Annotated in this window: 29 protein-coding genes; 5 read left to right on the forward strand and 24 right to left on the reverse strand. The window is 51.1% G+C overall.

What is annotated here, in order from left to right; genetic code table 11:
- Positions 1-7 precede the first annotated feature (7 nt).
- Positions 8-1,303 carry a 2-oxoglutarate dehydrogenase complex dihydrolipoyllysine-residue succinyltransferase gene (gene odhB, locus NHAL_RS00515; protein WP_013031216.1) on the forward strand — a complete coding sequence of 432 codons (1,296 nt, stop codon included), beginning with the start codon at positions 8-10 and terminating at the stop codon, positions 1,301-1,303.
- A gap of 21 nt (positions 1,304-1,324) precedes the next feature.
- On the forward strand, positions 1,325-2,758 hold the full coding sequence (gene lpdA / locus NHAL_RS00520) for a dihydrolipoyl dehydrogenase (protein WP_013031217.1): 1,434 nt from the start codon (positions 1,325-1,327) through the stop codon (positions 2,756-2,758).
- On the opposite strand, the gene NHAL_RS00525 is transcribed toward lpdA, so the two are convergent.
- The 4 genes from NHAL_RS00525 to NHAL_RS00540 form a co-directional block, all read right to left on the reverse strand.
- Positions 2,755-3,360: a pyridoxamine 5'-phosphate oxidase family protein gene (locus NHAL_RS00525; RefSeq protein ID WP_013031218.1), complete on the reverse strand. Its 606-nt coding sequence runs from the start codon at positions 3,358-3,360 to the stop codon at positions 2,755-2,757. The genes lpdA and NHAL_RS00525 overlap by 4 nt on opposite strands.
- 131 nt (positions 3,361-3,491) lie before the next feature.
- Positions 3,492-4,946 (reverse strand): cytochrome-c peroxidase, encoded by a 1,455-nt coding sequence (locus tag NHAL_RS00530; protein ID WP_013031219.1) that lies wholly within the window; start codon positions 4,944-4,946, stop codon positions 3,492-3,494.
- Positions 4,947-5,009: 63 nt separating this feature from the next.
- Positions 5,010-6,308, reverse strand: coding sequence for a hemolysin family protein (locus NHAL_RS00535; RefSeq protein ID WP_013031220.1), 1,299 nt, complete (start codon positions 6,306-6,308; stop codon positions 5,010-5,012).
- Positions 6,309-6,311: 3 nt separating this feature from the next.
- Positions 6,312-7,640: a hemolysin family protein gene (locus tag NHAL_RS00540; RefSeq protein ID WP_041355244.1), complete on the reverse strand. Its 1,329-nt coding sequence runs from the start codon at positions 7,638-7,640 to the stop codon at positions 6,312-6,314.
- A gap of 210 nt (positions 7,641-7,850) precedes the next feature.
- On the opposite strand from NHAL_RS00540, the gene NHAL_RS00545 reads away from it, so the two are divergent.
- Both NHAL_RS00545 and NHAL_RS00550 read left to right on the forward strand, forming a co-directional pair.
- A complete protein-coding gene (locus tag NHAL_RS00545; protein ID WP_013031222.1) occupies positions 7,851-8,453 on the forward strand; it encodes a hypothetical protein in 603 nt (200 codons plus the stop codon).
- Between the two features lie 427 nt (positions 8,454-8,880).
- Positions 8,881-9,318: a glycine zipper family protein gene (locus NHAL_RS00550; protein WP_013031223.1), complete on the forward strand. Its 438-nt coding sequence runs from the start codon at positions 8,881-8,883 to the stop codon at positions 9,316-9,318.
- Positions 9,319-9,374: 56 nt separating this feature from the next.
- Here NHAL_RS00550 and NHAL_RS00555 read toward each other — a convergent pair whose 3' ends face one another.
- Positions 9,375-9,749: a hypothetical protein gene (locus NHAL_RS00555; RefSeq protein ID WP_013031224.1), complete on the reverse strand. Its 375-nt coding sequence runs from the start codon at positions 9,747-9,749 to the stop codon at positions 9,375-9,377.
- Positions 9,750-10,096: 347 nt separating this feature from the next.
- On the opposite strand from NHAL_RS00555, the gene NHAL_RS00560 reads away from it, so the two are divergent.
- Positions 10,097-11,524, forward strand: a complete 1,428-nt coding sequence (locus NHAL_RS00560; RefSeq protein WP_203434341.1) for an MBL fold metallo-hydrolase RNA specificity domain-containing protein — start codon at positions 10,097-10,099, stop codon at positions 11,522-11,524.
- Between the two features lie 67 nt (positions 11,525-11,591).
- Here NHAL_RS00560 and NHAL_RS00565 read toward each other — a convergent pair whose 3' ends face one another.
- The 19 genes from NHAL_RS00565 to NHAL_RS00645 form a co-directional block, all read right to left on the reverse strand.
- Positions 11,592-12,635: a metal-dependent hydrolase gene (locus NHAL_RS00565; RefSeq protein ID WP_013031226.1), complete on the reverse strand. Its 1,044-nt coding sequence runs from the start codon at positions 12,633-12,635 to the stop codon at positions 11,592-11,594.
- Positions 12,636-12,653: 18 nt separating this feature from the next.
- The gene (locus NHAL_RS00570) at positions 12,654-13,535 is read right to left on the reverse strand and encodes a hypothetical protein (RefSeq protein ID WP_238985405.1); all 882 of its coding nucleotides are present in this window, start codon (positions 13,533-13,535) and stop codon (positions 12,654-12,656) included.
- Between the two features lie 145 nt (positions 13,536-13,680).
- Positions 13,681-14,178 (reverse strand): hypothetical protein, encoded by a 498-nt coding sequence (locus tag NHAL_RS00575; RefSeq protein WP_013031228.1) that lies wholly within the window; start codon positions 14,176-14,178, stop codon positions 13,681-13,683.
- Positions 14,179-14,568: 390 nt separating this feature from the next.
- The gene (locus tag NHAL_RS00580) at positions 14,569-15,477 is read right to left on the reverse strand and encodes a complex I NDUFA9 subunit family protein (RefSeq protein ID WP_013031229.1); all 909 of its coding nucleotides are present in this window, start codon (positions 15,475-15,477) and stop codon (positions 14,569-14,571) included.
- A 154-nt stretch (positions 15,478-15,631) separates the two neighbouring features.
- Positions 15,632-17,110, reverse strand: a complete 1,479-nt coding sequence (locus tag NHAL_RS19555) for a PAS domain-containing sensor histidine kinase (RefSeq protein ID WP_013031230.1) — start codon at positions 17,108-17,110, stop codon at positions 15,632-15,634.
- A 401-nt stretch (positions 17,111-17,511) separates the two neighbouring features.
- Positions 17,512-17,724 carry a cold-shock protein gene (locus NHAL_RS00590; protein ID WP_013031231.1) on the reverse strand — a complete coding sequence of 71 codons (213 nt, stop codon included), beginning with the start codon at positions 17,722-17,724 and terminating at the stop codon, positions 17,512-17,514.
- 232 nt (positions 17,725-17,956) lie between these two features.
- Positions 17,957-18,106, reverse strand: coding sequence for a hypothetical protein (locus NHAL_RS20855; RefSeq protein WP_157862447.1), 150 nt, complete (start codon positions 18,104-18,106; stop codon positions 17,957-17,959).
- 222 nt (positions 18,107-18,328) lie between these two features.
- The gene (locus tag NHAL_RS00595; protein WP_013031232.1) at positions 18,329-18,538 is read right to left on the reverse strand and encodes a type II toxin-antitoxin system HicB family antitoxin; all 210 of its coding nucleotides are present in this window, start codon (positions 18,536-18,538) and stop codon (positions 18,329-18,331) included.
- 12 nt (positions 18,539-18,550) lie between these two features.
- Positions 18,551-18,736 (reverse strand): type II toxin-antitoxin system HicA family toxin, encoded by a 186-nt coding sequence (locus NHAL_RS00600; RefSeq protein ID WP_013031233.1) that lies wholly within the window; start codon positions 18,734-18,736, stop codon positions 18,551-18,553.
- A 162-nt stretch (positions 18,737-18,898) separates the two neighbouring features.
- A complete protein-coding gene (locus tag NHAL_RS22190) occupies positions 18,899-19,267 on the reverse strand; it encodes a hypothetical protein (RefSeq protein WP_203434342.1) in 369 nt (122 codons plus the stop codon).
- A gap of 318 nt (positions 19,268-19,585) precedes the next feature.
- Entirely contained in the window at positions 19,586-19,849 is a 264-nt protein-coding gene (locus tag NHAL_RS00610; protein ID WP_013031234.1) for a Txe/YoeB family addiction module toxin, read from the reverse strand.
- Positions 19,846-20,088, reverse strand: coding sequence for a type II toxin-antitoxin system Phd/YefM family antitoxin (locus NHAL_RS00615; RefSeq protein ID WP_013031235.1), 243 nt, complete (start codon positions 20,086-20,088; stop codon positions 19,846-19,848). Before NHAL_RS00615 ends, NHAL_RS00610 begins: the two co-directional genes overlap by 4 nt.
- Before the next feature lie 103 nt (positions 20,089-20,191).
- Positions 20,192-20,497, reverse strand: coding sequence for a CopG family antitoxin (locus NHAL_RS00620; RefSeq protein ID WP_013031236.1), 306 nt, complete (start codon positions 20,495-20,497; stop codon positions 20,192-20,194).
- Positions 20,494-20,772: a BrnT family toxin gene (locus NHAL_RS00625; RefSeq protein WP_013031237.1), complete on the reverse strand. Its 279-nt coding sequence runs from the start codon at positions 20,770-20,772 to the stop codon at positions 20,494-20,496. Before NHAL_RS00625 ends, NHAL_RS00620 begins: the two co-directional genes overlap by 4 nt.
- 146 nt (positions 20,773-20,918) lie before the next feature.
- The gene (locus NHAL_RS00630; protein ID WP_013031238.1) at positions 20,919-21,401 is read right to left on the reverse strand and encodes a hypothetical protein; all 483 of its coding nucleotides are present in this window, start codon (positions 21,399-21,401) and stop codon (positions 20,919-20,921) included.
- A 98-nt stretch (positions 21,402-21,499) separates the two neighbouring features.
- Positions 21,500-21,760: a DUF2442 domain-containing protein gene (locus NHAL_RS00635; protein ID WP_013031239.1), complete on the reverse strand. Its 261-nt coding sequence runs from the start codon at positions 21,758-21,760 to the stop codon at positions 21,500-21,502.
- Positions 21,720-21,959: a DUF4160 domain-containing protein gene (locus tag NHAL_RS20025; RefSeq protein WP_013031240.1), complete on the reverse strand. Its 240-nt coding sequence runs from the start codon at positions 21,957-21,959 to the stop codon at positions 21,720-21,722. Before NHAL_RS20025 ends, NHAL_RS00635 begins: the two co-directional genes overlap by 41 nt.
- A 135-nt stretch (positions 21,960-22,094) precedes the next feature.
- On the reverse strand, positions 22,095-22,364 hold the full coding sequence (locus NHAL_RS00640; RefSeq protein ID WP_338040055.1) for a DUF2442 domain-containing protein: 270 nt from the start codon (positions 22,362-22,364) through the stop codon (positions 22,095-22,097).
- 4 nt (positions 22,365-22,368) lie between these two features.
- The gene (locus NHAL_RS00645) at positions 22,369-22,566 is read right to left on the reverse strand and encodes a DUF4160 domain-containing protein (protein WP_086009265.1); all 198 of its coding nucleotides are present in this window, start codon (positions 22,564-22,566) and stop codon (positions 22,369-22,371) included.
- Positions 22,567-23,116 lie beyond the last annotated feature (550 nt).

Genomic DNA, 23,116 nt, shown 5'->3' on the forward strand with positions numbered 1-23,116 from the left:
AATATTCATGGGGATAGAGGTGCGGGTACCGAGACTGCCCGAATCGGTGACGGAGGCTGTGGTCGGGGATTGGCACAAAAAACCCGGAGACCGCGTACGGCGGGATGAAACGTTGTTGGATCTTGAAACCGAGAAGGTGGTACTAGATGTGCCTGCTCCCGGTGATGGGGTTTTGCAAGAGGTGAGAAAAGAAAAAGGCGCCACCGTAGGTAGTGAAGAAATACTGGGAATCATTGAGCCCGCCGAGGTAAGCGAAAAAGAGACTCCAGAAGCCCCGGCAGGCGGCGCCAAGGCTGCCAGCGAAGAAAAAACGGAAACCGAAGCCAGTGCCCAGGCCCCTTCCGCGAAGAGGAGCGCACCCCCGCCCCCTCCTAAAGAGGCTGAAGAAGAGGAACTGCCGCCCTTAAGTCCAGCCGTTCGCCGCTTGATTAGGGAGTATCAGCTAGATCCGCGGGAGATCCCGGCTACGGGCAAGGATGGTCGTTTGACGAAAACCGATGTGGTCCGGTTTCTCCAATCGGAAGAGCTGGTCACCGCCCCTACTGCACCGGAACCAGCACCGCCGCCTGAAGCAAAGCCTGCGGCGGTTCCAAAAGCAGAAGGCTATGGCGTTCGGCGGGAAGCCATGAGCCGGTTGCGGCAACGGATTGCCGAGCGGATGCTTGAATCCCAACAAACCACGGCGGCCTTGACCACCTTTAACGAGGTCAACATGCAAGAGGTGATGAGACTGCGTCATCGCCACCGGGATGCCTTTGAAAAACGTTATGGGGTACGGCTCGGTCTGATGTCTTTCTTTATTAAGGCGTGTATCGAAGCTTTAAAGCGCCACCCCATCGTTAACGCTACTATCCATGGCAACGATATTCTGTATTATCAGTATTATCATATTGGCATTGCTGTGGCGACGCCTCGCGGCTTGGTGGTTCCCGTACTTCGGGACGCGGATCATCTCAATTTTGCCGACATTGAAACCCAAATCACGGACTTTGCCCAGCGGGCCCGCAACGGCCAGCTAACCATTGAAGAACTGACCGGGGGGACTTTTACCATTACTAACGGTGGGGTGTTCGGCTCCCTGTTATCGACCCCCATATTGAATCCGCCCCAGAGCGCCATTTTGGGGATGCATAAGGTTGAAGATCGGCCCGTGGCGGAAAATGGCGAAGTTAAGATTCGACCGATGATGTATGTGGCGCTCTCCTATGATCACCGCCTTATCGATGGCAAGGATGCAGTCCAGTTTTTGGTGGCAGTCAAAGAAGCCCTAGAAGATCCCGTACGGCTATTGCTTGAAGTGTGATCGGTATAGAATGCTTATCCTATGTCTGAACGCTACGATGTTGTGATCATTGGTGCCGGGCCGGCAGGTTATGTGGCGGCTATCCGGTGTGCCCAGCTTGGCCTGCGGACTGCTTGTATCGACAAGTGGCTCTCCCCGGAGGGAAAACCGTCTTTAGGCGGGACCTGCCTTAATGCGGGCTGTGTTTCATCCAAGGCCTTGTTGGATTCTTCGGAGCTTTACCAACGGGCCCAAACGGAGTTTGCAGAACACGGAATCAAAGCCGCCCAAGTAAGCGTAGACCTTGCAGCCATGCAGGCCCGCAAGACCCGCCTGGTCCACCGCCTTACGGCCAATATTGCCACCCTCTTTGAGGATTATCAGATTCAATGGCTTCCGGGGCATGGTCGGCTATTGGAAAATAATCAGGTGGAGTTCACGCCCCATGAAGCTGATGGCCCTCAGATGCTAGCAGCGAAGAATGTCATTCTAGCCAGTGGTTCCCGGCCCATGGAGTTGGAAGCTGCCCCCATTGATGGAGAGCGGATTGTTGACTCCACAGGGGCTTTGTCATTCCAGGAAGTTCCGCGGCGTTTAGGCATTATCGGCGCTGGGGTCATTGGGGTAGAGCTGGGCAGTATCTGGTCCCGGCTCGGGGCAAAGGTGACTCTGCTTGAAGCCCGGGATGGGTTTTTGCCCATGGTGGATAAGGCGATTTCCCAGGAGGCCCATAAGCGATTCAAACAGCAAGGGCTAGATGTTCGTTTAGGGGCTCGGGTCGTTTCTACCCGGGTGACTTCAAAGCAGGTGACGGTGCATTATCAGATCGGAGAAGAGGACCACGAGCTTAAGGTAGATAAACTGATCGTGGCCGTAGGGCGCCAACCCTATTCTGAACACCTTTTTGCCCTGGAAACGGGGTTGCTGTTAGACGAAAGGGGGTTTATCCATGTGGATGAATATGGCGCCACCAACCTGCCTGGGGTCTATGCCATAGGAGACGTGGTGCGGGGTCCCATGCTTGCTCATAAGGGCTCCCAGGAAGGAATTGCCGTGGCAGAGGCGATTGCCCAGGGCAAGGAAACCACCGTGAAACGGGATAATATTCCGTGGGTGATCTACACGGAACCGGAAATTTCCTGGGCCGGGCGCACTGAGGAAGCCTTACGGGATGCGGGTATTGAAGTCCGGGTGGGGACCTTCCCCTTTGCAGCCTCTGCCCGCGCCAATGCGATGGATGGTACGGAAGGTTTGGTCAAAGTGGTGGCGGATGCCAATACCGATCAGCTTCTGGGTGTCCACATTATTGGGCCTTGGGCCTCGGAGTTGATTGCCGAGGCGGTGCTGGCCATGGAATTTGCGGCCAGCAGCGAAGATTTGGCGCGGACTATTCATGCCTATCCCAGTTTAGCGGAAGCGTTACACGAAGCGGCCCTGGATGTAGACAACCGCGCTATCCATGTGGCGGGGCGTTAGGGATATCGCCACGAGGCGTGGAGCAGGCCTTCCTGGTCCCAGGTAAAGCCAGCGCGGCGGTGTCCCTGTTCGGAGAAACAAAGCCAGTCTAGATGTTTGGCTATCGCTTCCAGCACCACGAAGTTTTCATATCCTGGGTGACTGCTTTCATCCATAGAGCCATGGGTGCTCTCTGGCATTGGCAAACCCGAGGTGGGTGCCGGCGCTACTTTACCTGGGGGGGCCGTGGTTTTATAAATTTGCCGGCCACCGGCTGGTAGCTCGTTCCAGGCTCGATGCGTGAGCTCGTTATGCTGATGAATTCGGATTTCGGTATAAATTCGAAGTTGTGTTTCCGTTTCCGGATCGAAAAAAACCAAAGTTCCCCTCGGATCAGCAAGAAGTTCGTGGTACTTAGGCGAGCGGCAATCAGTATTGATGAAAAGTTTTCTTTTCTCTGGCTCCACCCGGCGCAGCACCACCGTTCTGGCATTAGCTTGCCCATCTAGGCCAGAGGTGGCGAGCACCGGGGTGCGTAGCCGTGATGCAGGATTTTGATATCCTTGCTGCAGGAGCCGCCAGGCATGTTCAAGGATGAAATATAAATCGTCGGTGTGCTGCATGCTACTTATAGGGTCAAATTTAAGTTATAGCATTTTTCGTTTAATGAGACCTAAGTCCAATAGAGTGCCATCTAAATGGGAAGCCGCTATATTTTGAGAGCCACTTGCCAAATATTCTCCATGACGAGCGGTTACTCCACAAGGGTTAAGCCACTGGGAACGTGACTGGGAACATCATGGCGAAGATCGAGGCTGGCAGGGTCCGTTAAAGCATGGAGAAATGCTAGAAGATGGCTGACTTCTTCATCGCTTAATTCTCTTAAGGGGAGTTCGTTGGCGGCGGCAATCTGATTGACTTTGCTAGTATCGTTTTGTACCTGGCAATCCAGGAAATCCAGATCCTCACGGAAAGGCAATTTAGCCTCTTCTGGACAGTCGTAAGTGAGGAGGGCAGTGACTGGATCCAGGTGATGGCGAATTATGCCTTCCAGAGTGTTATAGGCTCCGTCATGCCCCCAGGGGCCGGTAATGACCACATTACGCAGGGGAGGAGTACGAAAACGGTAACGGTCGGCAGGATCGTCCGTTACCCGCTCCCGCCCAAAATCTTCATGACCCTCCGCGCCGTCGCCCTTGCCTGGGCCGATCTGGGGCATAGCAATGGCGTGGTATTGCATATCGGTTTGAAAAATTCCGCTGTGACAACTGGAGCAGTCTGCCTTTCCATAAAATAGCATCATGCCCTGAATGGCTTCCCAGCTCATCGCCTTCTTATTACCCCGCAAGTAACGATCAAAGGGACTGTTATCCGCCCGCCATGCGACCGCTTCAAAGGCCGCAATCGCGTTAGCGGCATGGGCGTAGGTGATTTCCTCGGCAGTCAGGTCAAAGGCTTCGCCAAACAGCCGAACATATTCTGCGTTGGCTTTTAACCGCTCGGCGAGCTGTTCCCAAACGCCGCCCGATCCGGCTAAGTTGTCTGCAGCCGCCGCATCGGCAATGGAATTTTCACCCGGTTGTCCCGCCATTTCCGCAGCGGAGGTCACCGGAAACATGGCTTGAGCAGCCAGCACATTGTCTAGGATTCCCACGGGCAAATCATCACCCGCCGGGGTATGGAAGCCGCTGGTTGCTTGGAGGTTCACTTCTACCCGCCCGTCATGGAACATCGCCGTCATAGAGGTGGCACCTAAATTAAAAAGCGGGGTAGCATTCCGAGGAACGCGCTCATAAATAGCGTCATCCCCCAAGCCGGTATTCCGGGTAATCCCTAACCCTTGTCCTCCTTCGCCAACCGGGAGAGATAGGCCATCACCCGTAGCCGCTAGAGGATGGTGGCAGGTGGCACAGGAAATATTTCGGTTCCCGCTTAGAATTTTGTCGAAGAATAAAAATTTTCCCAGTTGGACTTTGGTTGGAGCAGGTGTGCCATGGTCATAAAAATCAGAGTCAGCCGTCGGGGCGGGTAATCCATGATGGGAGTGGGAATAGGTGGGGGTGTGGGTTAATAAAAGTGGAAATGAGGCCAGGTTATTATAAAAGTTAGAGCCCCTTGGAGAGGGGGATAATTCATGGCTGGTGACCGAATGGAGCGGTGTGCTTGCCAATAAAAAAGCGCAGAAAGACAAGGTAAATTTTTTTTGCATGGCACTTCTCTAGGTTAAACCTGCTCGGGAAGAAAGTTTACTTAGGAATCATCCTGAATCTTCTCAGGATGGGGGGGGAACCAATACACACCATTTTATCCCATGGCCCTCCAAGGCCGTCACGGTAATATGAATGTCCTCGTAAGTGACGGTATCGCCCACGGCGGGTTCGCGGCCGAGCAAGTGCAGTACCAGCCCCCCTAGGGTGTCCACTTCCTCATGGGAGAGTTCCATACCTAATTGCTCACCAACTTCGTCCAGACGCCAGATGCCGGGTACATGCAAGTTACCTTGGGCATCGACAAAGGCAGCCACTGAGGTGCCAGGTTCTTCTTCGATTTCACCTACCACTTCTTCGCAGAGATCCTCGATTGAGACGATCCCCGAGGTGCCGCCATACTCGTCAATGACCACCACCATATGGGTATGGGCCCGGCGCATTGCCGCTAACACGGCGTCTACAAGGGCGGTTTCGGGAACGAAGGAAAGAGGCCGGAGGTCCTCCTTCCGTAAGGAGTGGTTGGCGACAAGCAGGCGCAGCACGTCTTTGATATGGATTAGGCCGATGATCTGGTCTAGGGTCCCCTCGAATACTGGATAGCGGGTGTGGTGGGTGTTGGTGATGATCGCCGTTAATTCTTCGGGAGAGGCACCTAGGGGGATGCCGGTGACATGGACCCGTGGTACCATCACCTCCTCGGCCGTCCGCTCCCGGAGTTCCAGTAACTCGCGCAGCATTTGCCCTGCTTCCGGGTTAAGAACGCCGCTTTCTTCACTTTCTTCTACAATCAGCTGTAATTCTTCTGCGGTATGGTAGTGGCCGCTGGTGAGCCGGCGCTCAATCCCCATGGCCCGCAGAATAGCAGTGCCTAAGCTGTTTAGGGTGATGACCAAGGGATAAGTGGCGAACTTGGTCCAGCGCATGGGGCGGGTAATCCAGAGGGCGGTGCCTTCGGCATGCATCAGGGCAAGGGATTTGGGCACCATTTCACCTAGGACAATATGGAAGTAGGTCAAGATACTGATGGCCAGTACGCTGGCCACGGTATGGGCGGCAATCCAGCGGGAGGTGCCCAGCCCCTCCAACCCTTCGGCAAACCAATGGGCGAGGATGGGTTCGCCGTACATACCAAGCCCTAAGCTGGCGAGGGTAATCCCGAGTTGGGCGGTAGCAATGTAGCGGTCTTGCTGTAGCGGGTCCCGGAGGATGGCTTGTACTAGGGCTGCGCTAGATTCTCCAGCAACCGCGCGACGCTCGATGGCGGCCCGAGGTACCCCAATGATGGCAAACTCCGCCGCCACAAAGATGCCGTTTAAGAGGATGAGCAAGACAATGATCATCACCGGTATCCACCATTCCATAAGCTAGTCCTCGTTTTCGGGAGTAGGAGATTCAACGGGCGGGTTGGCTTTGACCAGAACGGAGCGGATAGCTGGGCCATCTAGCTCCTCGATTTCCACCTCTAGCCCATCAATCATGACTCGCTCGCCGGGCTCGGGAATTCGTTCCAGCATGGAGGTGATATGACCTGCTACCGTGTTGGCTTGGCTGTGCCAAGGCAGGCCTGTCCAAAGTACGGTTTCCTCTACCCGGAGCAGACCGGGCAGCCGAACTCGTCCATCTGGAAGGTATTCCGGTTGGGCGTATTCTTCCTTGGATTCTTCTGCTACCCCCCCGGTGAGGGCGATGAGCATATCATCTAGAGTTACCAAACCCTGCATCGTGCCATATTCATCCACGACAATAAGTTTGCGGGAATGGCGTTGCCGCATAATGGCAAGCAGACGGTCACCGGTCACCTTATCAAGCACGCTGATGGCAGGACGCATGGCTTGAGCTACGGTGGGTAGCGCCCTATGCTCGGCAAAGTGGGCGGTGACATCCTTGGTGTGGATCATGCCAATAATATTGTCTAACGAGCCCTGGTAGACGGGGAGGCTGGAGAAAGGGGATTCAACCACAATTTGAAAGAGTTGTTGAGGTGGGGTTTTTGTATCCACGATAGCGACAAACCGGCGGGGTACCATCAATTGCCGGGCAGTGCGCCGGCTTAGATATAACGCTTGGTGCAAACGCTGTTGCTCATGGAGTTTGAGCAGTCCCACTTCCCGGCTCTCAGCGATGAGCATATCAATTTCCTCGGGAGAGTGAACATGCCGGTGCCGCGAGTGTCGAACGCCTAGTGCCCGTAGCAAAACGATACCACTACCGTTAAGGAAAGCGATAAAGCCGCTATAGAGCTTCAGCGACCAGCGCATAGGCAAATAGGTATAGAGGGCAAGTTGAACCGGATACTGAAGGGCTAGTGATTTGGGTACCAGTTCACCGAAGACGACTTGCAGCCCGGTGAGCAGCACCAACACGACCATCGCTGCCGTTGACTGGGCTGCAAGGGGTTCCATGTCCCCGAACAGTGCCAACAGGAGCGCTAGCTCCTGGCCCAGGGTGGCCTGGCCATAGGCGCCTAAAATCAGGCTTGAGAGGGTGATTCCAATTTGGCTAGCGGCGATATAGCGATCGAGGCGGGCTGTATCCTCAATGATGGGTAACAGCCCCTTCGCCAACCAATGACCATTTTCGGCAAGCTTTTGAATCTGGCTACGGCGCACCCCTACAGCGGCGAATTCCGCGGCAACGTAGAGGGCGTTAGCGGTAATAAGGAATACAAATACGGCAAAAGTCGTCACATTCATGTGAGGGCCTGTTGCGGGGCGATCATTTTTATTTTGACGGCGAAATATAGAGGAGGTTGACTGTTCATCGATAGATTTGACCCATAAACCCATATGGTTGACACTTGACCTAGACAACCTGTTATGGTGTGTACTTTGAGCTAAGCGGCAGGGATGCACAAGCTTCCTGAGCCGCCGGATCCCATATTTCCTAGAAAAGGTTAAGAAATCATGGATATTGCTAAGAAATTCTTGCGCTTGTTTTATCGGCCACAATTTATTGCCTTTGTTGCGCTGACTGTCCTTGCTTTACCCCTTCATGCCCAATCAGGGGGAGACCTATCGTTGAGTTCCGAGCAAATGCAGGAACTCCACAAGCTGCAACAGAAGATGCGTACCGTGGGGCAACAATTGGATAAGATTCGGCAAGAAGCGCTGGAGGCGAAACCTGAGCTGCAGGATCAGCAGGGTGAGTACCAATCGTTGTTATTCGAGACGATGAAAGAGCAAGGGAACGATCCGGCACCGGCGTTGACACGCATGAGTGAGATCGAGGGACAGATGCAAGATCAGGAGTTGGCTGAAGAGAAACGTAAGCAGCTTATCATGGAGTATCGGCAGAAAGATGCGGGACTCCAGCAGGCGAGCCGTAAGGCAATGCAAGATGAGGAGGTCCGTGAAGCGGCTCAAGAGCTTTCTCAGGCCACGGTTGCGGCTATGCGTGAGCACAATCCCAAAACAGGGGAATTATTGCAAGAGATGAAGCAGCTTCGTCAAGAAATACGGCAGATGGTGGCCCAGATTAAAGCTGAAGAAGGGGCCGGCAGTAAATAATACTCTGTATTGACCTACATTTTTCACCACAAAGACACGAGGGGCACAAAGGGGAAGGAATCTCGGTCGGTTGGAGGAAACTGATGGAGAGGATCACCGCCAATGATGCAAATTATGCTTATCTATTTTAGTCTTTGACTTTTTTTGTATCCTTCGTGCCTTTGTGGTGATCCCAAAGTTTCCAGAAGCTACACCAAAGGCCCGGAGTCATGCTACCGCGAACGAGTTTTTTCAGGCAGTAGTTAAATTCCTGCCATCTCTTAATTTAACCTAGAAAATAGTTCCATTCTGTGGCCAAGATAGAGGCCATGCCAATAGGCGAGTTGTTTGTTTGATGAACCTCGCCCCCCCTCCAAGGTCATATTTTAAGTTACTACAAGGCTTTGCCTAAGGTTCGATTTCGAGTCTTGGCCAGAGGATAGATGTCATGAGTGCTCTAGTAAGAGCAAGTGCTTTGCTTTCGTTCTTTTTTGCCATAATCTTAGCAGCGACGGGCTGTGCCGGACCACGGCCGATCTTGTATCCTAACCCTCATCTTAGGAGTGTTGGTCAAGAAGTCGCGGAACAGGATATTGCCGAATGTCGCGCTATGGCTGAGGCTGCCGGGGCCACGCCTGGAAAAGGTAAGGCTGGAGAAACAGTGGAAAATTCGGCGGTAGGTGCAGGGATGGGCGCGGCCTCTGGGGCTGTCGGCGGTGCTGTGGTAGGCGCTGCGGGAAGTGGTGCGGCAATTGGGGCTGCTAGCGGTGCTGCGGCCGGTCTATTGCGTAGCCTATTTGGTGCTTCAAGACCTAGTCAGGCGTACATTGATTTTGTCAATCAATGTTTAAGAGAGCGGGGGTATAAACCTGTGGGCTGGGAATAGCAGGCTGATATTCATTCATTGATCCTCCAAAATGAGAGGGGAAAAACCATTAGCAATCAAAGACCATGTAAAGCTTCAGCCTTACTGCAATTGTAAGCCTCGCCATAAGCATAAGGACCCGATCCGTATCCGTTATGGAAGCGACTCCATACGACATGGGTAGCCCCAAGATTTTTAGCTTGTTGCAAGGCCTGATGTTTCGCTTTGCCTGCCCATGCTCTGATGGCAATTCTACCCCATCCCGAGGAGCCTTTAACATCACCAATAAGTTCACAGTGGGTTACCTTTGAAGGGGTTACCTGCTGAATGCTGAATTGGTTCTCGGAAGCAGCAGCAATAGCTGGAGTCGAGAGATTGAGTGCCGCTAATAGGGCGGCATAAGAAAACGATGACCGAAGAGAAAATAGATGAGAAAATCTTAGTGAAACCATTCATTGCTTCCTTTTTTAAAAAGGCCTAATCAAGAGATTTCAAATGATAGAAAACCTTCCTACCTAAATAACTAGAAGTTTTAGCTTTTCTGCCATGCTTTCTGCCTTTAAAGTATAGACAAAAAATCTTAATCAAAAAGCCATTTTTTTGTCTCAATTCTTGCGAAATCATTGAGGGTTTAAAAAAGATAATACGGAAACCCTGTCGTCATGTAATGGGTACCGGGTGAGAATTTTCTCTCTTTGTCTTTTATTCTGTTGCTAGAAAGATGCTGATCCCTTGATTACTAAGGGCCTGAACGGGCTGTGTTAGAGCCGAGATTCGAATGAGTAGGGAGCAAAGAACATTGCAAATTCAGTTTTTGGGCGCAGCCGGCGAGGTGACCGGCTCTTGTCATCTGGTCCAGGTGGGGGAGAAGAAAATATTACTCGACTGCGGCCTGATCCAGGGTAGGCCTAAGGATGAGGCCCGCAACCGGGAGCCGTTCCCTTTCGATCCTGAAACCATCGACGCCGTGGTGCTAAGCCACGCCCACATTGATCATTCAGGCCGGCTTCCGCTGCTTATTAAGTCAGGTTATTCCGGTCCCGTATACACCCACCGGGCAACAGCAGATTTATGCCGTACCATGTTGAGGGACGCAGGCTTTCTAAGTGAGAAAGATGCCGAATGGGAAAACCGTAAGCGTGAGCGCAAGGGTTTGCCGTTGGTGGAACCCCTCTTTACGATACAAGATGTGGAAGCAGCCTTGGGGCAGTTCAAGGAGCTAGACTATGGTCGGCAGCAGACCATCTTACCGGGGGTGTCCATCCGGTTATCCGACGCCGGGCATATCTTAGGATCAGCCGTCACCGAGTTATGGCTGAGTCAAAATGGGCAAGTGCGGAAGCTGGTCTACAGCGGCGATTTAGGCCGTTCTGGCATGCCCATACTAGCGGACCCTACCCCGATCCAAGATGCTGATCTGGTGGTCATGGAAAGTACTTATGGCAACCGCCTGCACCGCACTTGGGTCCAGACCCTGACAGAGCTAAAAGGGATATTCAACGATACCCTCACAAACGGCAAGGGGAATATTCTCATCCCCGCCTTTGCGGTCGGGCGGACCCAGGAAATCCTGTATTTATTCGCCAAATACTATGAAGAGTGGGGGTTGGAGCGCTGGTATATTTTTTTGGACAGCCCTATGGCCGCTGAAGCCACGGATACCTATGCCCGCAATAGCCAACTCTTCGACCGGGAGTCGAGTGAAATGTGGCGGCGTCACCAGGAACACTCCCTCTTACCCAACTTGCGTTTTACCCGTACCGCGCAAGAGTCCATGCAGCTTAATAAGATTCGTTCCGGAGCCATCATTATTGCCGGTAGTGGCATGTGCGATGGCGGGCGTATCAAGCACCACCTCAAGCACAATGCCTGGCGCAAGGATTGCCATATCATCATCACCGGCTATCAGGCCTCTGGCACGCTGGGCCGGTCCCTCGTGGACGGTGCCAAATATATTAAGCTTTGGGGTGAGACTATCCGGGTGGCCGCAAGCGTACACACGGTGGGGGGATTATCGGCCCATGCGGATCAGGCGGGCCTCATGAATTGGTATGCCCACTTCCAGGGGCGTCCACCCCTGGTTCTCGTGCACGGTGAAGCGGTGGCTGCGGAAGGGCTTGCCAAGCGCCTGCGGGAAGACTTGGCTGCTCCGGTGAGGATAGCCCAGCCCGCCTCTCAGATGGATCTTGGGCATCTAGGTAATTTTATCGGGAGTCCAGAGAAATAATATCAATGAGGAACTTGTTGGCTATTTAGATTTTCCGGGGGCGGCGGTTTTTTTTGGATTCTCCCTGTCACTCAAGGGGAATCTCTTCTGCCGAGATGGGGGCTGAGCTATTGATGGATCGTCCTAACAGCATATCTAGGAAGGCGTCCCGCGTGGCCTCGTCCAATTGGCGGAAGGTGCGAAAACGGACATGTTGATTTTGCTGTGTAAGGTCCAGTTCAATGCCCCACAGGGGAATAAGCTGAGTGGGCAGCATGGCATAGCGGACATCACCAAGTATATTGGGCTGTTCCGGATGCTGGGCTATAAATCCATCTGAGAACCGGGTAAACCGCTCGATGTCTTGGGCCAATAGGGAGCCGGGCTGAAGTCCCTCAAGCTGTTTCGGGGTAAAGCGTTCAGTAGCGCCGCCCCGGTAGATACGCGGCTCGCTAAGGATGCCAACGCGCACCGCATCCACATAAAATCGCCCCTTGCTCTCGTAGATAGTGCGCCACAGGATGAGGTTGCCCAGGGTGGGCTTGGCTTCCAACCGCTCAATCCGATGACCTCGGCTTTCAGCAAGGGTGGCTACCCGGGTTTCTACACGCTCCTGTTGGACAAGGCCAAGCAGTAGATAGAGGAGGGTAAGACCCAGTCCCAGACGGGCCGCTACGGGCGTGGATTTGAAGAGGCTCCATCCTAGAGCGATAGCCAGCACTCCCGTAAACAGGGGATCGACGACCGCAATTAGACTCCAGGCGATCCGGGTTTCCAACACCGGCCAGAAAAGCTGTGTCCCATAGCTGGTGCAGGCATCCAGAAGGCCACTTGGGAGGTAGCCGAGCGTGGCCAGGCCATACAGCCGCCCAAAATTGAGGCGTCGCCGCAGGAATGGCCAGAGCAGCACCGCAGCAATCAGACCGCCAATGGGGACAAACAGGAGGGAGTGGGTGAACTGGCGATGGTATTCCAAGGTCAGGAGGGGATCCTCCGCAGAGCGGATAAAAACATCCGCATCGGCCAGTAGCCCGGCCACAAACCCCACTGCGGCAGCCAAACGCACCTGGGATGAGCGGGTAGCCGATTGGGCGACTACCGCTCCTAGCAGGCCTTGGGTTACAATGTCCATCAGCTAGGCCCTTGAGGATTATGACAATACCACAGGGGCTAAGGCGGGAATGTAGTCTTGCTGGAGGTGGGGGGCAAAAAGCAGGCGGGGCACAACCTCCGGGTAAAGATATCGCCTCCACAAAGCCGCTTGCATCCAGATGAAACCTTTGACAACGGCGGGCGCAGTCCCCAAAGCGACCGCATCAACTAGACAATACCAAGCGGCAACGCCGCTGGGGGGATTACCCTGGGGAAGTTCTAATACCGGGTCAATCGGCACCCACCGCCAGTTACCATAGGAAACGCCAATGAGTTCCAGCCAGGTGGTGACAAAAAAGGCACCAAGATAAACCCCTGGCGAGCGGCCAAATAGAACGAAGAGAACAAATACCACAAATAACAGGGCGCCAACCGCGTCTTTCTGGGCCGCTCCGGTTAACCCCCAAATCGTCCACAAACCGCCGGCAGTTAGGACCATCGCGGTAATGGCTTTAAGATTTCGCTTGAAAAGTTCTGAGCGGGCCAGGGCTACGGCGGTCAAATAAACCATGCCATGGCCTGGCGGAACATAGGCGGGGACATTATGGAAGCGGTAAATATAGCCTTCCATATAGGGAGAGGCAAAATGCTCCCCTACGGTGGCAAAGGCCACGGCCACCAGCACCTGGGCCTGGACTAGTCTGCTTTCTCCGCGTAGCAATGCGAACAAAAATACCCAGGCGCATACTCCCAGAAGGTCCTGGAAGGCCAAAGTGGAATCGGCATCCAAGTGCAGGCAAAAGGCAATAGAAGCGAAGACGATCAGCGCAATTCCGTAATCACGAAAGTTTCCACTCGCCGCAGCCCGTCCTTTCTCAAGTAAGCCAAAGCGAACGATTCCATCTCCCCTCATTGCCATCCCCATCTTGTTCTGAGTCATCTTTTTGCTTGTTTTTAACAGCAAATCATTGTATGAGATAGGGTATAAAGGAGCAAGTTTTATATTAAGTGGCTGAATGAAAACAAATTGTTTTAGTATTTTTCAGGATCTACTTGGCGATTAAAATTGATCTCGAGCGATCCCTCTAGGTATCTTGAGTTTCGCTCAACCACCCAAGGAAAAGGTTGGCCAATAAAATTAACAACCCCAATGAGAGACTGCCAACACCCAGATAAGTCAATGTTTCCGTAATTAGGTGTGAATGGGCTGGACCACGGCCTATTGAGGGAGCCAATAAAAACATGGATAGCCATGCAAAAGGATAAAAGCTTCCCAGACCAATAAATACGGAAGTGAGTTTTTTTAGGCCCATTTTCATTTTGGAGATAGCGATGAGCAATAATAAGCCGATTGAAAATGCTGCTATGCCGGTAGCGTGAAAGTGAGCCCGTTGTGCGTAACGCCAGATTTTATCTTGACTTTTGGCGTCATGAAGGTCTGGGTTTGCCGTGATTCCCCGGGCGACAAAATCCTTGAACAGATCTTCATTAAGTCCAAAGGAAATACCAAGGCTAATTCCAAAGATGAGACCAATTAGGACTAATGCAAGGCCGGTTTTAATACTGGATAATTGAACGCTCATAATTTTTCTTGTTCCCTTGTGGTGTAAGTTTGTTATTTCTGCGTAGTCGGGAATCTAATTACTATCTAAAAATAAGTCCTAATATATTAAAATGTTCAAGTTAAAATTATTTTACTATACAACTCCGCTATTAAAGTTCTCTGGCAAAAGACGGGGTAAAGGGTAACCCTTAAGCTTTTGCAAAACTGCCAAATAAATTCCACTAACGGCTATTAAGAAATTTGTGAAACCATCTCTCTTGAGATACCCATCACAGATAGCAAGATCGCTGATACCGCAAAACCCCAATATCCTAATGAAACGACACCGCTGCTAATGGCTTTTCAATTCCATGTGCCTGATTGTGAAATACTGCAAAGAATTGATTAAGAGAAATCTATTTTTAAGATTTTACTGGGGAGGATTGCCCAAGCAATGGGTGAGCATCTGCTCAAGAGAATAAGGTTCGATGCCAAGATCCCCGAATGTGCCGGCCCCGGTACCGACCACATTGTCGGTTTCCATGAGTATGACCTGATCTCGCGTCAGTGGGGGATTAGGGAGGAGGGAGGAGATCCTGGCGAGTAGTCTCCAGATAGGAAAGGGGACTGGTAGCAGCAGTCGGCGGCGGCTAAAGTGAGCAAGTACCCGCTCTAGGATATCGCGGTAGCTATAGATCTGGGCTCCGCCTAGCTCGAAGATTCTTCCGGCCACTCCCGGTGTTTCCAGTGCCTGGAGCACCGCCCTAGCTACGTCTTCCACATATACTGGTTGCAGCCGGGTGGTCCCTTTGCCAAATAGGGGCACCACCGGCAGGCGAGTTACCGTTTTCAGGGCACCCAGAAACGCATCATTAGGGCCGAACAGCACGCTGGGCCGTAGTATGACGGCCTCTGGAAACGCACTTTGAACTCGCTGTTCACCGTGGGCGCGGGCACGTACGTATTTCGAGGCTGAACCTGGGTCTGCCCCAATCCCGGAAATATGAACCAGTTTGCGGATATTAGCTTCCCTAGCCCGCCGTGCGATTCGCTCCGCTCCCTCCACGTGGATAGCGTCAAAAGTGGCTTTCCCCTTTTCCACATAGAGGCCGACGGCATTAACCACGCCGGTAGCGCCATTGACTGCTTCAGCCACGGAATTCTCATCGCGGACATCGGCGCTCTGGAGTTCGATCTGATTGCTGGCTCCGGCAAATTCCGGAGCAGAGGGGTGACGGGCGGCAATCCGTACCGCCACTCCCGACTCCACAAAGTGACGGACAATGGCGCGGCCTAGAAAGCCAGTACCCCCAAAAACGGTGATGAGGTCATGGGCCATAGTCAAATACTAGATGAGTGCGCCATAAATGGATGATACAAAAGTTACAGAGCCAGGTTTCATGTTTTGCCTCATGCCCTTTGACCGAAGAATAGTGAAGACTAAAATAATTGCCAACCTTTTTGCAGGGTGGTTACCGCTAATTATCATCTTCTTACGCTATAGGCAGAGTAAAATGGAATGTAGCGCCTTGATCGGCGTTAGATGTCGCCCATATGTGGCCTCCATGGGCTTCGATAATCGAGCGGCAGATGGAAAGCCCTACTCCCATGCCAGAAACCTTGGTTGTAAAGAATGGCTCGAATAGTTGTTTCAATGCCTCGGAGCTAATGCCCGCTCCCTTATCGGAAACGGCAATCTCAATCTGATTATTCTCCATTGTCAATGAAGTTTGAATGGTGAGCTCTCGCTTGCCAATCTCGGTATCCTGCATTGCTTCTAAGCTGTTTCGCACCAGATTCAACAGGACTTGCTGAATCTGGATGGGATCGATAGAGAGGGGCGGCAGCGAATCGGCTAGCTCTAGCCGCAGCCTAGCCTGGCTGTTCCTGATCTCGATCTCTGCGAGGGAGAGGGTTTCCCGAACCAGCTTATTAAGGTCTATCAGGCTGAGATGGGTCTCTCTGCTACGAATAAAGTCTCTTAAACGGCGGATAATTTCATCAGCGCGTTGATTTTGGTTGATGGCATTTTCTAGTGTTTCTACGAGGTGTTCCGGAGAAACTATTCCCCGTTGCAACATGCGCAGACATGCCTCGATATAAGTGCTGACGGCCGTCAGAGGCTGTTTGAGTTCATGGGCCAATTCGGAGGCCATTTCACCGGCGGTGCTCAGGCGTTCCAGATGGGCAAGCTCTAGCTGCTGCTGCCGTATCTGCTCTTCGATCTGTTTGCGCTCGGTTATATCGTTGACGAGGACGAAGAATCCAGCAACCTCACCCTGTTCTTCTAGATGGGGAATGTAGGAGGCCTCAACATAGCGGGGGCCAGCATCCTGATAAGGCACTACCCGTTCAAATATAGCCATTTGCCCCCCTAGGGCCTTCTCCACATGTTCCTTGATTGCTTCATAAGCGGCTTCGCCCAGCACTTCACCCAAGTGCTTTCCTTGGATCTCACTCCGTGAATAGCCAAACCATTCTTCATAGGCTTTGTTGACGATGCGATAGCGCTGATGGGCATCCACATAGGAAATCAGCACTGGTAAGGAATCCATCAACAGGACAAGCCGCTGCTCAGTTGCCTGCAATGCCTTCTCTGCCTGCTTACGCTCAGTCACATCACGGACCGCACTTAAGGCAAGCATGCCCTCCTTGGCCTGGTGCCAACTGAGGCTAATCTCGACCGGAAATTCGCTGCCGTCTTTTCTCAAACCATAAAGCTCAAGGCCCGTGCCCATGGGGCGAAAATGCGGTGTTTGAAAAAATTTTTGGCAGTGTGCTTGATGGCGATCCCGAAAACGCTCGGGTAATAAGATTTCTAGCTTTTGGCCAATTAATTCTTCCCTGGAATAGCCAAACATATTCTCTGTCTGGGCGTTGATCTGGACGATGCAGCCCTCTTGATTGACGACTAGGATGGCATCGGGCGTGCTTTCTAGAAGTCCTTTGCTGAGTGCTTCAATTTGGAGCATCTTGGGACTTTTGATTAGGGAAATTGGTATTAAATACCAATTTAACAAAAGAATGCAATTTATTAAGGCTGTAAGTATTTATTTACATTATACTTATGCAGTGCAAAATTACATGTCTGTTTTCCTTTGTCCTATAAAGATTTTCTAACAGCTTATGAGTTAAAATTGGCACCATCCCGAATGACCCACCGGATGACCCAGGAGGACGGGGACGGCATTTCAAGTCTAGTGAACTGCCATCACAGCCACTGACCCCAAGAGCCACATCTCCGTCCTAAACCTAGGCTAACCTTTTTAAAGCTCGCCCGCTACCTACAAAATCCGATGGTAGACCCCCATGCTTCGGAGCAAAAAAAAGCCGGCACTAGAGGCCGGCTTTTTCTCAAAGGAAGGTGGTTTTTTTATAAAACAGTCACCTGGTCAGCTTGAGGGCCTTTCTGGCCGGGGACTTCAATGAAGCTGACTTGTTGACCTTCCTCGAGGGACTTATGGCCATGGCCCGTGATGGAACGGAAGTGTACAAACAGATCACTACCGCCACTTTCCCGTTGTATAAAGCCATAACCTTTTGCATCGTTGAACCACTTTACGGTTCCTGTCTCTTGTACTGACATAGAAAACTCTCAAAAATAATGTAACTCTCTGACATTATAGAAATGCCAGTGAATAAAACTACGTATCGAAGGGGGAACGAATTGGGGCAGAAATGAATTTTTGGGAGAAAAAAACAAAAACTACACAAATACGCGATCCTTAAATACCCTAGCCTTTTCTATCCTGGTAAGAAGAAAGACTATCTTCATAATATATGATTAAGATGAGAATAACAAGCTTAATCGGGCGTGATTACGCCTTGCCCAAATAAAGAACCCCCGTGAAATAGCCTGCGGCAATAATCCGGTCATATCCCCCATCGGAGGGAGGGGTAACCTTGACCCGGTATGCGGCGCTAGGATTATCCTCGCAGTACGATCCGTTCTGGCCGTCGCCGCTCATTCGGCCGAGAGCCGTTCCGAGAGTGCACGGAGTAGCATTGCACCGTTACCCCTCCAAACGCTGCCATGCATGCACGCTAGCGTTGTGGGCTCGGTCATGGCCAGGCGTTCCAGTAGTCTCACGGTAGTGATTACTTTTGTTGTATCGAGTATAGGTTAAATGTTTGTATGTGAGAACTGACCCCTTTGACAGGAGCTTTCCAGGATCTGCTTGGGCGACGGGTTAGGTGATATCAACGTATTCAACTTGACTGCTTGGTGGAGGAATTAGCTCACCATCCTCTCGCATTCCTTCAAGATGAAATTCAATGGCTTCCCGAATCTCTGATTCGACTTCCTCAATGGTAGAACCGGTAGCTACGCACCCAGGGAGGTCTGGGACATAGGCAGAATAGTTGCTTGCAGCCTTTTCAATAACGATTGCATATTTCATGAGAATACCTATCTATTTCCAGCCAGCTTGCTTGAAAATGCTATTGACGGTTCCGGGTGCCAGATCATCACCAGGCTTTCCCGGAACTGTGACCCGGCCCAACTTGGACGGGTGCTTGAACTGGCGATGGCTACCCCGAATTGAGTGGAGGTACCAGCCGTCGTCTTTCAATTTTTGGAGAATATCACCGACTTTCATCCTTTTGACAGCCTCGCTATGGGCATGGTTTCATGCTTGCCTAACGAGCCTGTAGAAAAACTTATATTTTGCCACAGGCGCACTTTCACAAACTGCGCGCTTGCCGATCTTTGGGCCAAAGGTAAGAGCGCGAAGATCGACGCACGGCTGCATTATCGTATATTACTGCGTCTTGATCGTCTCGATGCCATCCAGCGGCCCGAAGAGATGAATCTGCCAGGCTTTGATTTTCACTAACTCAAGGGTCAGAGGCCCACGCGCTACAGTGTGCATGTGAATGGTCCCTGGTGCATCACTTTTGAATTCGAGAATGGCGATGCCTATCGAGTTGATTTTGAACAGTATCATTAAAGAGCATGACATCATGAAAGAATATTCCGCCCAGCGTAATCCCGATCGCTGCCCGTCCCATCCGGTCACGCCTACTGTTGCCGTCAGGCTTGGTAAGCTGTTCGGCGATTTCGCTTTGTCGATAACCAAGTCCTCGAAATAGAGCCGCTTTGAATCGTCCAATGGGGGGGTATCCGACAACAAGTAATCCTGGATTTTTTCTTCGGCGATGATCGCCTGATCAGGATTTGGCAGCTTTAAAGCTCGCTCCTTTGATTTTAACGCCTCTCACGAACTAGAGCAGAGTCGCCTTATAACGACCTTGATACAGGTACTCTACAAGCCGTAGCGGCAATTAAATACTGTATGTCGATGCCATTCACCGCACCCCTTTCAAATAGCAGGCGCGCAAATTCCAGTCTTGAAGGTCTTGCTATACATCGAGTAAAGGTTTTGATGTTAGAACTGACCCCTTTTCTTGCAGGGTGAAGCCGTCCGAGTTGACGCTGTTGTTATGCATTATTCGTAATGACTCCATAGCCGTAACACCTTGACAACGCGATCCTCTTCCAGCACCTGGTATACCAACCGATGCTGTATATTGATTCGCCTCGAATAGGCCCCAGCAAGATCGCCGACGAGCTTTTCGAAAGGGGGCGGCCTCTGAAACGGGTCCTCGGCAAGGATGGCTAACAACTCCTGTGCCTTTGGTTTTAACCCGCTTGAAGCCAGCTTCTTCGCGTCCTTTTGTGCTTGCTTCGTATAGACCACCCGCCAACTCACCAATCCAGGTCCTTGGCGCACTCGTCAACGGGCGTCTCCATGCCTTGCCGGATCGATTCGCGCATACCAGGGACAGATAGCAGAAACAGCGTCTCTTGGATCGCCTCCCAGTCTTCCTCGGAAACCAGCACCGCCTTGTTCCGCTTCCCCGATATCAACAACGGCTGATGCGAGGATGCGACCTCGTCGATCAGGCGATACAGGTTAGCACGGGCTTCGCTGGCCGTAATTGCAGTCATGACACACCTCCACTAGGCTACCTACACCTATTGTACGTCATTTCGTACGTACGTAAAGAAGTACGTCATAGCTGCATAACATCGAAGCTAGCCGGCCCGCGCTTTAGCGCGGTTCCGAGTTGAGCGACTTGTTAGCCGTGGCATCGTATAAGCTGCCCGATACATACTTGTGAAGAATGCTTGATACAAGTGTTTGATAAGGGATGCCTTCCTCTAGCGCCCGCCTTTGTAAAGCCTCTAAATCACGTGATGATATGCGAATGTTTATGCGTTTATCTTTTTTAAATGTCTCTTCAGCAGCTTTCGCAAGTTGCTTCTTTCGCTGCGGAGTTAAAGCAGACTTAAACTCTCCTGCTTCGAAATCACGCAGAATTTCTTTCTCTTCCTCATCAAGTTTAACTTTGCTCATGACTTGCCTCCAAGGTATTGCTTTGTAGCCTTTCTGCTTGGAATGACAGTTTTTAAGAAGATTTCATTATCACTTTCTATATACGGGACCAAATAGGCATATTCATCAACCTCTACAACGAATACCCGTTGATTTAGGTATTTAGTCTTGTTGGGGTGTTCAATATCATCCAACAACCGGCCCTTTTGTATGAAGAATAAGATATCTTCAAAAGATATTTGACGATCTTCTATAAGTTGCTGATTTTTAATATGATTCCAGTTGAAAGGCTTCATGGGACCAATTTTAGCATATATGTGTGCTTATTGGCATCGTTTCTTTCGGCTAATCGGGGAGTTGACAGGCGGGTTCTCCTGTATACATAGAGGCACAGCGTCTGATTATGCGGGGCGGGAGGTTCTGCTAGTCGAACAATTTATTCTCAAGTAAATACACCCTCATAAGTTGATATTCTAAAAATAGTAAATATCAATAGACAAGACTTGACCCCTTTGTTCGGGTAGTAAATATCAATAGACAAGACTTGACCCCTTTGTTCGGGACCCCTTTGTTCGGCGGCGGTGGTGGTTTCACCTTTCAGGTAGCGCTGGATCAACACCGGTGTGCTGAACAAAGTGGTCCAGCGTTCAATAACGTCGGCGTCTTCCCAGTGCCCCGCCGTGTCTTCATCGACCCGCAATACGACATGGTAGTGATTGCTCATCACGGCATAGGCGCAGATGTCGATAGCGAATATGGACGATAAGCGCTTGAGTTTGTCGACAATCCATTGGCGGCGGTGTTCGTAGTTGCGACCGGAGAAGTCATCGACGCCGCACAGGAATGCACGGCGCACACAACGGGCGACGCAGTGGTAGTACGGAGTATCGACAAGGCTGATTTGAAGAGAGCGCGCTTGTGTCATGGTGGAAGTCTAGCGGATCAAAACAGGAAGGGCAACAAAATATGGGTGTCCTTTATTCTCGTTTTCTGTGCCATAAGGCAACCCTTTTGAGTTATGCACTACCTCGCTTTCAAAGGAAACCTTTCTGGATGTTCTATGATCTCAGCAGTCAGATCTACATCCAAGTCTGGCCAATAGAAATGATCCGGAGAAGGTTCCTCGACATTTAATATCTTTGCCACAGTCACGTTTTTGAACCACGGGAAATTCTCATAGGACATGAACAATTCTCGGTCGTGGGCCAGCAGCCAAATACCATGCTTTGAAATGTTAGTCACCTCAACTTCCAAAATGTCTTTGCCAAGCGCTCTTGAGCTCATGATAATGTGCCTCAATGATGCCTTCGATCTCTTTCAATTGAGTTCTTGATAAATGATAGTTCTTCGCCAATTCGATTTCCGGCTCCAGCCAAAATTTTGCCTCTCCGCTTCCGCAGTACACGTGAACATGAGATCGCGATTCTTCTCTTGAGAAAAAGAAGAACCTGTATCCTCTCTCGCGGAAAATAGTAGGGCTCATAGCGCTTCCTATAATGCCTAATGACGTAGCTGAGCGGCGAGTTTGCGCCAGATAATAGAAAAGGGGTTAGCCGGGCAATGCTAGCACTAACCAGATGCCGAAGAAGTATAGCAGTTGGACAGTCCGAGTTAAGCGCTAAGCACCCTGTTTTGCATTGATTTCTTTTTCCACGGGCTTTAATCCAGCGAGAAGCGTTTCGGGTGCGATATCTTGCTCATGAGGCCATGTGACAGCACCAAACACCACATCGACCTGTGAAAAGTACGCCTTGTTTTTCAGTTCTCTGAATAAGCCATGATCCAGATACGGCTTGAGGTCAAAAATTCCTTTCCGTCCATCTTCGAGTTCAACGTAAATTTCGTAGTTATCCAATGGACACACTCTTTTCACGTCCCAATACATCATTGCCTCACAGTGGATCGATCTTATAGGGGGTTTCTCCGGCCACGGCTAATTCCCAGTTAGCTATGAGTTCATCTCGATGTAGCTCAATCCATGCTTGCACCAGACGCAGTTGCTTACGGGGCAGCTCGCCTGCGAGTATTTCACCATCATCAATTCGGACTGAGGCCTCGAACTCTGCGTACCGCGCATGGATGTGTGGCACACCATGATGCTAATTATCCAGAAAGTACATCCGGATGATAATCCCGTAGAACATTGAAATTACGGGCATAATTAAGCCACCTCCCTTTGCCTAGGCCTTCCTATTGTGGCGCGTCATGGTGTCAATTGCCGAACAATTTAAAAATAATGGCAAATTTGTCTGCATATCTACTTTAGAAATCATCATAAACGCTAGTTAAAAGAGGTCAAGAAAGAATGCCCCTACCTTATTGGAATAAGTTCGACGAGTTAGGTGATTAAGACATCACTCCCTCCATGCGGAGAGGAATTATTAGTGATTAAATTAAACAGTTATTTAGTATTTAGAAATAATGGGCTAAGTCTTATTTCGTGCTTATCTTCGAACTTGATATTCTACAAATAGCAAATAGCAATAGACAAGACTTGACCCCTTTGCTTTGATAGTACATGCCACTCAGACGGGGCCAATGAGATAGATCCTCGCTCTCGCATCAATTCCGTTCGATTGTGACATCTGCGCCAAACCTGGAGTACTTCTAACGCCACCCATCACCGGCTGCGACCGAAGG

It is taken from the genome of Nitrosococcus halophilus Nc 4 (genome assembly GCF_000024725.1).
Classification (GTDB): Bacteria; Pseudomonadota; Gammaproteobacteria; order Nitrosococcales; family Nitrosococcaceae; genus Nitrosococcus; species Nitrosococcus halophilus.